This is a genomic window from Bacillus coahuilensis m4-4, from assembly GCF_000171615.1.
GTDB lineage: Bacteria > Bacillota > Bacilli > Bacillales > Bacillaceae_K > Bacillus_T > Bacillus_T coahuilensis.
In genome coordinates this window covers 84,050-92,904 of the sequence record NZ_ABFU01000066.3, presented here as the reverse complement: position 1 = coordinate 92,904, position 8,855 = coordinate 84,050, and the positions used below count along the sequence as shown (strand labels likewise).

General features: G+C 37.0%; 12 protein-coding genes and 3 pseudogenes. 11 read left to right on the top strand and 4 right to left on the bottom strand.

The window, feature by feature from the left end; genetic code table 11:
• Positions 1 to 22: 22 nt before the first annotated feature.
• Positions 23 to 181 (top strand): DUF6526 family protein, encoded by a 159-nt coding sequence (locus M44_RS30140; RefSeq protein WP_420167128.1) that lies wholly within the window; start codon positions 23 to 25, stop codon positions 179 to 181.
• A gap of 67 nt (positions 182 to 248) precedes the next feature.
• Here the strand turns inward: M44_RS30140 and M44_RS18200 are convergent, their stop codons facing one another.
• Positions 249 to 509, bottom strand: coding sequence for a hypothetical protein (locus M44_RS18200; RefSeq protein WP_010175952.1), 261 nt, complete (start codon positions 507 to 509; stop codon positions 249 to 251).
• A gap of 162 nt (positions 510 to 671) precedes the next feature.
• Between M44_RS18200 and M44_RS18195 the strand changes: the two genes are divergently transcribed.
• From M44_RS18195 to M44_RS30135, 7 genes and pseudogenes are all read left to right on the top strand, one after another.
• On the top strand, positions 672 to 1,166 hold the full coding sequence (locus M44_RS18195; RefSeq protein ID WP_010175951.1) for a class I SAM-dependent methyltransferase: 495 nt from the start codon (positions 672 to 674) through the stop codon (positions 1,164 to 1,166).
• Positions 1,147 to 1,374 carry a hypothetical protein gene (locus M44_RS18190; RefSeq protein ID WP_010175950.1) on the top strand — a complete coding sequence of 76 codons (228 nt, stop codon included), beginning with the start codon at positions 1,147 to 1,149 and terminating at the stop codon, positions 1,372 to 1,374. The genes M44_RS18195 and M44_RS18190 overlap by 20 nt, the downstream gene beginning before the upstream one ends.
• A gap of 133 nt (positions 1,375 to 1,507) precedes the next feature.
• A complete protein-coding gene (locus M44_RS18185) occupies positions 1,508 to 2,419 on the top strand; it encodes an ABC transporter ATP-binding protein (protein WP_040365518.1) in 912 nt (303 codons plus the stop codon).
• Positions 2,416 to 3,498, top strand: a pseudogene (locus M44_RS24255) (ABC transporter permease). The gene M44_RS18185 and the pseudogene M44_RS24255 overlap by 4 nt, the downstream one beginning before the upstream one ends.
• Positions 3,499 to 3,763: 265 nt before the next feature.
• A complete protein-coding gene (locus M44_RS18175) occupies positions 3,764 to 4,117 on the top strand; it encodes a DUF805 domain-containing protein (RefSeq protein WP_010175944.1) in 354 nt (117 codons plus the stop codon).
• A gap of 151 nt (positions 4,118 to 4,268) precedes the next feature.
• Complete coding sequence (locus tag M44_RS29185; protein WP_010175942.1) at positions 4,269 to 4,400, top strand: hypothetical protein; 132 nt, start codon at positions 4,269 to 4,271, stop codon at positions 4,398 to 4,400.
• The gene (locus M44_RS30135) at positions 4,373 to 4,555 is read left to right on the top strand and encodes a putative quinol monooxygenase (RefSeq protein ID WP_202795628.1); all 183 of its coding nucleotides are present in this window, start codon (positions 4,373 to 4,375) and stop codon (positions 4,553 to 4,555) included. The genes M44_RS29185 and M44_RS30135 overlap by 28 nt, the downstream gene beginning before the upstream one ends.
• Before the next feature lie 37 nt (positions 4,556 to 4,592).
• Here M44_RS30135 and M44_RS28590 read toward each other — a convergent pair whose 3' ends face one another.
• Both M44_RS28590 and M44_RS28585 read right to left on the bottom strand, forming a co-directional pair.
• Positions 4,593 to 5,153, bottom strand: a complete 561-nt coding sequence (locus M44_RS28590; RefSeq protein WP_237705341.1) for a phospholipase D-like domain-containing protein — start codon at positions 5,151 to 5,153, stop codon at positions 4,593 to 4,595.
• A gap of 1 nt (position 5,154) precedes the next feature.
• Complete coding sequence (locus M44_RS28585) at positions 5,155 to 6,051, bottom strand: phospholipase D-like domain-containing protein (RefSeq protein ID WP_237705340.1); 897 nt, start codon at positions 6,049 to 6,051, stop codon at positions 5,155 to 5,157.
• A 123-nt stretch (positions 6,052 to 6,174) separates the two neighbouring features.
• On the opposite strand from M44_RS28585, the pseudogene M44_RS24240 reads away from it, so the two are divergent.
• Both M44_RS24240 and M44_RS24235 read left to right on the top strand, forming a co-directional pair.
• Positions 6,175 to 7,196, top strand: a pseudogene (locus tag M44_RS24240) (DUF2332 domain-containing protein).
• A gap of 13 nt (positions 7,197 to 7,209) precedes the next feature.
• Positions 7,210 to 8,022: pseudogene (locus M44_RS24235) on the top strand (AAC(3) family N-acetyltransferase).
• A gap of 150 nt (positions 8,023 to 8,172) precedes the next feature.
• Here M44_RS24235 and M44_RS18150 read toward each other — a convergent pair.
• On the bottom strand, positions 8,173 to 8,382 hold the full coding sequence (locus tag M44_RS18150) for a CDGSH iron-sulfur domain-containing protein (protein WP_029326971.1): 210 nt from the start codon (positions 8,380 to 8,382) through the stop codon (positions 8,173 to 8,175).
• A 142-nt stretch (positions 8,383 to 8,524) separates the two neighbouring features.
• Here M44_RS18150 and M44_RS18145 point away from each other — a divergent pair, with 142 nt between their 5' ends.
• Complete coding sequence (locus M44_RS18145; protein ID WP_010175928.1) at positions 8,525 to 8,851, top strand: iron-sulfur cluster biosynthesis family protein; 327 nt, start codon at positions 8,525 to 8,527, stop codon at positions 8,849 to 8,851.
• The last annotated feature ends 4 nt before the right edge of the window (positions 8,852 to 8,855 follow it).

Sequence of the window (8,855 nt, the reverse complement as noted above, 5' to 3'; positions counted from 1 at the left end):
GGCGCGAATCGCCCTGTAAAGAATTAACAAAGCAGTAACATTAAAACAAATCATGGCTCTGCGATTTGTTTCGGATGAAGAGCTTCCTACACTTGTAGATCGTGCAGTAAATGAAAACGTAAGCGCGGATGAAATTAAAAAGTCTATCCGAAATTGGAGAGCGGACCATCATAGAGTATAAAGTGTTTAAAATTATTCGGTACAAAAACGCTTGAGGAATCCTATTCTCAAGCGTTTTTGTTGGCCAATTACCAGAAAAAAGCTCCTACAACGGCAAGAGCCGCTATTGCTCCAAATCCAATCGCAAGACCAGCTCCAAATCCGAATCCAAATGGTCTGTATCCGTAAGGGCCATAACCAAATCCCCTTGGTCCACTAGGTGATACTGGATTAATAAATACATGTGAACGAGACACACGAGTGATTCTTCCAACGTGAACACGTCCACATTTTTCACGTACTCTTACTACTTGACCCACATTTCGATTACATAAATCGTAATAACCCACCGTTTTCCCTCCTAATCTGTACGTATTTCTCTGTATAGTATGTAAGCCTTGTCCTTCGGGKTKGTACCAATGCCTAATTGAAACAAAATAGAAAACAATTAGCAGCGGGTAAAGCTGTATTTACATAGTATGGTACTAGTCAAAAGCAGGGGGAATGAAAACGTGAGCTATCTAGATTTTCTTAGTGAGTTTGGTGTCAGTTCTGCACATCCAGGAGGTATCCAGGGAACAAAAGCGTTACTTGATCAATACGATTTTTCAGAAGGTACGAAAGTGTTAGATGCAGGATGCGGAATAGGTTCGACAGCATTATTTTTAGCCCAATGGTTTGACTGTTCAGTGGTTGGAATTGATCAGCACCCCGTCATGGTAGCAAAAGCAAAAAGACAGTTGATAGAGGAAAGGGAGTTAGACCTGTCGTATATTTGTAGTTCTTTATACAAAATTCCTGCAGAGGATAGTACATTTGATGTGATTATAATTGAGTCTGTGTTGTCTTTTTTACAGGCAGAAAAGGCATTAGAAGAGTTTTATAGAGTTTTAAAAAAGGATGGAGTCATGCTCATAAATGAAGCAATCAAAAGAGAAGAGCTGAGCAATGAAGCCGAACACCAGTTGGTTTCATTTTTATGGTTTAATGAAGTTAAGAACTCTTAAGGAATGGAGAGGGTTATTCGAAACGAAGGGATTCGATGTTGTGAAATCTTTGGACATCCCAAAAGTGTTTGATGAAGATATTGAACATGGTATTGAATTTCAACTATCTGAGAATATAAATCCTGAACTTTTTACGTATTTAGAATCAGCATGGRCCACTACAGGCGAAGGTGAAAGAATGGATGGAAGAAAAAATCATCGTTTGTAAAAAAGTGTAGCGAAGGCAAACTGTACTATTAGGGGTGACTACATGAAATTTCATGTTATTCCCCTATCTTTCAACGAATAAGATAAAATAGAAGAAAAGAAACAGTTAAGGAGGTCTTTAGTTGAGTGAAATCATGGTAAATGTAGAGGGGTTAGTCAAACGATATGGTTCCTTCACAGCAGTAAAGGGCATACATTTCCAAGTGCATACGGGAGAAATTTTTGGGTTGCTCGGTCCGAACGGAGCCGGTAAAACGACAACGATTGAAATGCTAGTCGGCTTAAGAAAGCCAGACGGTGGAACCGCTACACTTTCAGGGTATGATGTTCAAACTCAAGTGAATCAAGTAAAAGAAGTTATAGGAGTTCAGCTTCAATCCACGTCTTTATTTGAACTATTAAAAGTGGAAGAAATTCTTCATTTATATGCAAGCTTTTACCCTTCACATATAGACATCAATAAGCTTATTGAGGATATGCTTTTAACGGAAAAAAGAAATGCCCGTATTAAAGGACTTTCTGGTGGTCAGAAACAGCGTTTAGCTATTGCATTAGCCCTTATACATAATCCTCATATTGTGTTCCTTGATGAACCAACAACAGGACTAGATCCACAGGCTAGAAGAACACTGTGGGACATCGTAAAAAGGTTAAAGGAACAGGGGAAAACGGTTCTTCTTTCTACTCATTATATGGATGAAGCTCATGTTCTTTGTGACAGAATTGGCATTATGGATCAAGGAGAACTTATTGCATTAGATACGCCAACGAACTTAGTCAAAACATTGCAATCCTCTAGTACTGTAGAATTTAATCTTACAAACCGACAATCTGAAGAATGGTTTTCTGGAATGGATGGGGTAGAAGAGGTTAGAATTAAAGATCGTTTTGTACAGCTATACACAGATGACATTCAACGGACCTTAACTTCTTTAATTAACAAATCGACCGAAGAAAACGTTAAGATTGAGGATTTACAAACACGTCAAGCTACCTTGGAAGATGTTTTTATTCACATGACAGGTAGGAGGTTGCGAGAATCGTGAGAGCATATTGGCAGTTAACGTTAGCACAGCTACGAATTTTTGGTCGTAATCGGCAAGTATTGTTTTTCACCTTATTATTTCCTATCATTTTAATGCTGGCTTTAGGCTCTTTTATAGGCGGAGGAAACACGGGTACCATAAATATAGGCATGACCGATGCTTCGAATAACGAGTCATCTTCTAAATTAATGGATGTATTTCTTTCAAATGAAGGAATTTCTACCGAAATCTTTGATACCGTAGAGAAAGGAAAAGAGGCAGTAGAAAAAGGGGATATTCAACTGTTAATGGAAATTCCTAAAGGTTATAAGGTAGAAGAAGGAACGAGTACGAGGATCCCGGTGTATTATAACGAAAAAATTTAACAGACCGCTGAACTGGGAATAACCGTTGTGAATGGTATCATTGATCAATACAGTAAAGAGTTGGTCGACTATGAACCATTAGTAACGATTGAAAAAGTGGGAATTGAAGCGCTCAACATTCGTTACGTTGACTTTTTAATCCCTGGCATTGTCGCCATGATGATTATGAGTAACAATATGAACGGGGTAGCAGGACAGATTTCTGCATGGAGAGAACGTGGAATATTACGAAGAATGCAAGGGACGAGATTGAAAGCCTCTACTTTTATTGCTGCACAAATTACCGCACGACTATTGCTGAATGGATCGCAAGCACTACTGGTCGTACTAATAGCCAATTTAGTGTTTGGAATTAATGTGGAAGGCTCGTGGCTCGCGCTTATATTCTTTATTGCTCTTGGGACATTAGCTTTTATGTCTTTAGGATTTATCATAGCGGGCATTGCTAAAAATCCTGAAAGTGCAGGACCTATAGCAGGGTTTGCATCATTTCCCATGTTATTTTTAGGAGGGGTATTCTTTCCGATAAGTAATATGCCGGAATTTATCCAACCCATTGTGAAAATTCTTCCTATTGCTCATTTATCCTCAGCGCTACGAGAAACTATGAATATCGGAACGGCGTTTCTTGAATTAGCACCAGAAACACTTATCCTCTTCGGCTGGTTAATAGGGGGATTTGCTATAGCAAGTTATGTGTTTAAATGGGAATAAAGAATAATCTTTAGTACATATATTAAGAATGTCTTTGCTGGTGAAATTAACCCAAAACGCATTTGTTAGAGGGTGTTTGTCGATTTCGAGCAAGTTTGATTAATTAGAATTAATCTGAGCATTTTACCAATTCTTCATATATAGTAGAATATTTTTCTATAATCGACAAAATTTTAGTAATTTAGTATTTTCTGTTTATCGGTATGTGCTATAATTTTTAAAGGTCATTATTTTTCCTTAATTTACTAAGAAAGTAGGTTCTTAAATGAGCTGGTATTTGAAAGTACTAAAGAATTATGTAGGGTTCCAAGGACGTGCGAGAAGAAAAGAGTATTGGATGTTTATTTTGTTTACTACTCTAATTTCTATAGTACTCACATTAATTGAATTAGCAGTTGGATTGCCATCTGTATTAACAGGAATTTATTCACTAGCAATCTTGCTTCCTTCATTAGCTGTAAGTGTTCGACGATTACACGATACAGGTCGTAGCGGTTGGTGGCTTCTCATTAATCTAGTCCCTCTAATTGGCGGAATTGTTTTCTTAGTATTTACATGCCTTGACAGTGAGCCAACTGCCAATCGCTTTGGTGAAAACCCAAAGAATCAAGCAATTTAATCTTAGAGAAGCCCACCTCATCCGTGTGGCTTTCTTTTTTGTCGTATTCTCAATAAATTCTAACCAAATCAATAGCTTTTCAAAAAATCAAATAAGCAAATGAAGTGTACTTAAACTATTTTTATGTCATCCTAGTAGTGAGGTGAGAAGCATGATTAAAGTTGTAGCAAAAAATTTCGTTAAAGAAGGACAAACTGAACTGTTTCTAGAACGAATAAATGATCTTATTGTAGAAACTTTAAAGAAGAAGGGTGCATTTCCTATGAACTATTCCAGGATGTAAAAGACCCTACAATTTTTACAATGATTGAAGAATGGGAAAGCACGTTTCATCTTACGAATCATATGAATTCTCCCCATTTTAAACAGGTAGTACCTACACTTGGAGAACTTACAAGTAAAGAAGGAGAAATTAACGTATATACTCCTTTTAAGTAAAATGAAAAAGGCCAAGTGATTACTTGGCCTTTTTCCGTTAATACGTTGTAACTTGAAACACTTTCTGTAACCAATACAAAATGTATTTAAAAACTGGGAGTGAATCTTGATACGTATCATATTCTGTCGTAAATTCTCCTCCTTCATTATTCCATAGCATGGAAAAATAGTGTTCTACCTCAGCTGAAAGCATACTAGAAGGAGAGGTGACAATCTTAATATCTTCTTCAAGATTATAATCATCTAGATTTCTAGAAGTGAAATTACTAGAACCACCAATAATTGTATGTTGATCTTTAGACTGTTTGTAAAATAGCTTCGTATGATATTGTTCTTTATTTGTATTGTACCAACGAATGTCGATATGGCTGTCATTTAACTCCATTAGTTCAGACGCGATGGGTAAATTAGGGAGACCCATTTTTTGCTGTCCAAATGCATTTTGATTAGGATCAAGAATAATTTTTATACTGGCTTCGTTCTGAGCTGCCGTATGAATACCTTGAAGAATATCCCTATCTGCTAAATAAAACATCCCAATCCAAATAGTATCCCCTTTTTCTGAGCTTACTAATGCTTCAACCAGGGCATCTCTCACTTTACCTTCTGTTAAAATTTGAGCTAGCAGCTTTTTTGTTATCCCCCTTAGGAAGGGAAGACTTTTGTATCCAGCGTTCAAGTTCTTCTTCGGTGGGAAAGTGTGATAAATCACCATTCGAAAAGGCTGCAACTGCACGCTCTGCTTGAATCATATCAAAAAGAATTTCTCCCTTCACCTTAAATCCAATATTACTATGAAACCCACTGGCATCATGTGGATTGGCAGACATGATAAATCCAGCATCCTCTGTAATTACCACTTTTCGGTGATTCGCCTTTATATTTAATAATTTTAAATAAGATCGAAGCGTAACGTTTGGAGCAGAGTTTGCCATGGGGTTAGGTAACCAACCTGTTCCTTCTTGACCAAACCACTGGAATAAGGTTCGCCAAAGACCCGAATACAGAATATTAGGATCTCTCAATTGATTTAAATCCGTGTAGACAATTTCTGCACCCATTTTTTCTAGGGGAGCTATCTCTTCAGCAATATGAGATCCGTACGTCGTATTGATGTGGTCGGTAATAAAAATAACTTTTAAATCTGGATGATTTTCCAGCTGCTTTAAAAGTGCTTTGGATAAATCAGAGCTAATCGTAGGGTAATCCCGTTCTCCGTTTGAGTAGCTATTCACTAAAAAGAGATCAAGGATTATAAAATGCTCTGCTGATTGAATCGCTTGTGTTATTTCATTAAAAATAGTATGGTCAACTATTTCCTTTCCATCTTTTTGATACGTTACATCTGCTAAAAATTCCACCTCATTTTCACTTAGCTCTACTATATCTGAAGCATAGGAAATTCCTTCTGGTAAAGGTTTTACTCTATGATAGATCATCGTAATCAGTAAAAGTGCACAAATAGTAATGACAATAATTTTATTCATCTTTCTCATAAGGACACACTCCTCAATCTTAAAAATCCTCCTATCTTTACCCTATTTTCAAACGATTGAAGCGTAAAAATGACCAATAAAATGAATGGTCTGTGATACTAATTAAAAAAAGGGGGGAAGAAAATGGAATGGATCTCAAAACGGTTTAAACAGTTTGCAGAAATAGAGTGTAATGGGTCAAGTCCTCTATATGAGAATCTTGCCCTTGGGGTATCAATAGATGAAGAACTATTGCAGCTATGCCTTGCCTGTAAAGAAGGACAACCTATGCCTAATTTATTATTTGGTGCTGTACATTTTTTGTTGTTGGGTGGTACTGACCATCCTTTGAAAAACTATTATTCAAGTATGACGAAGAATCCAAAGGATCCTGAAAAGGCATTTCCTTATTTTAAAGATTTTTGTCAAATCTATAAAGAAAAGATTACTAAACTTCTTAGGGAAAAAATAGTGCAAACAAATGAAGTGAGTAGATGTGCTTATTTGTACGCTGCATTCTCACACGTTTACGAACGAACAAAAAAGCCTCTGGCACTCATCGAGATTGGTACCAGCGCAGGTTTACAGCTATTATGGAACGAATATAGCTATGAGTTCTCCAATGGGAAAAGAGTTGGAAAACAGACATCAAAAGTACATATTACCTCTGAAATTAGAGGAACCGAACCATTTTAAAAGAAGAACCGCCCCCGGTAGTGGAGAGAGTGGGAATCGATTTACATATTGTTCATGAGCAAGATTATCCCTGGTTGAAGGCATTGATCTGGCCTGAGCATGAAAGAAGACTGGAAGTATTTGAGCAAGCTGTAGTAGAAAGGAAGAATCATTCAGTGCAGCTATATGAAGGTGATGGAATCAAGTTATTGCCACACTTTCTAGAAAAAATGCCAGTGGATTCAATAGTTGGAGTTTTTCATACTCATGTAGCTAACCAAATACCTGAAAAAGAAAAATGTTTTTTATTAGACACCATTAAAAAGGCGGGAGAAAATCGAGATATCTTTCATCTCTATAATAATATGTGGGATCGAAAGCTCCATTTAGATTTCTATCAAAATGGTGTGGAAACAAATCATACGATTGGAGAAACAGATGGTCATGGAAGATCGTTTGAATGGTCCATGTCGATACTAAACACACAGTAGAAGGAGAGCAATCATGGAAAAGACGATGAAGGGGTTAAAAACACCAAATACAGTCCAATCTCTAACACATGAATTAGAAAATTTAGGCGTGAACAAAGGAATGGTCATCCTCGTCCATTCCTCGCTTTCCTCCATTGGCTGGGTAAATGGTGGGGAAGTAGCGGTCATACAAGCCTTACTGAATGTTCTAAGTGAAGATGGTACTTTAGTTATGCCAGCACATTCAGCAGTATTATCAGACCCTGCTCATTGGGAGGCACCTCCAGTACCAGAAGAGTGGTGGCAAACCATTAGAGATACGATGCCAGCCTTTCATAAAGCCTATACACCGACCTTCGGCATAGGGAAAATCCCAGAAATTTTTCGTAGCTTTCCGGGTGTTATTAGAAGTGAGCATCCTGATGTTTCCTTTTGTGCATGGGGAAAGCATAAAGAGAAGATTGTCCATCATCATGAGCTTGAGAATGGGTTAGGAGAAGGCTCTCCATTACAACAATTATATGATATGGATGCACATGTTCTTTTATTAGGGGCTGGCTATGATGGAAATACCTGCTTTCACTTGGCTGAGTATAAAATTACCTAAAAAAAGGTTAATAAAAAGGGTGCACCTCTAGAAATAGACGGCAATAGTAAGTGGCAGGAATTTGTCGACATTGAAACAAGAGAAGAATTGTTTGAAAGTATAGGAGAAGCTTTTGAAAAAAATAATCAAGTTATCTTAGGAAAAATAGGAAAGGCTCAAACAAGGTTGTTTAAACTGAGAGAAGGAGTGGATTTTGCGCAGAGTTGGTTAGAAAATTATGATAAAACTAGCAATGAATAAAACTATTTCCCTTCAACTTTGTACCTTAAGGTGTCAAGACTATTGATGATAGAGTAAAAATATTGTTCTAATTAGATTGTTCTTAATAGGTATAACGACTTTGTAAGAAAAAATCTCCAGTAAACCAATGGTTAATCTGGAGATTTTTCTTTATTCTTCTTTATTTTCTGCACGGACGATACTTTCGAATTTTCCTTTATGTGCCCCGTCGCAAAATGGCATCTTGTTTGAAAGACCACATCGGCAAAGTGAAAATGCGGGTTTCGTTTCAATCACATTTCCTTCCCCATCAATTAGCTCAATATCTCCAGTCACACGAAACGAACCATTATCATTCACTTTAATCGTTACTTTACTCATGCTCCAACACCCTTTCATACAAATTAAAGTTCCCCATTAGTAATACTATCCTGTCTATTCAAATATGACAAGACGTGTTAGGAGACGAACAGCAATTTTACTGGTAAACTAGATGTAACTCTCACTGAAAGGGTGAATCAACATGAAAATTGAGTTAACACCTTCAGCACAGCAGTTTGTTGAAAGTAAAACGAACGGAAAAGCTGGCTATTTAAAGCTACGATATGAAACAGAAGGAACTGGATGTGTACTAAATGGAGTACCAGCCTTATGGTTTGTTTCTGAACCTGATGATGGGGATGAAAAGCTTGAAACGAATGTGATGCCAATTTTAGTGGAAACATCTAAAAAAGTGTTCTATGATGAGCAATTAAAAATAGATGTAACAGAAAAGGGGCACATTCAACTAAAAGCTCCTAGTCACATCTTAAATGGAAGAATGGCATTTATTGATCATACAAAAAACTAGAGAA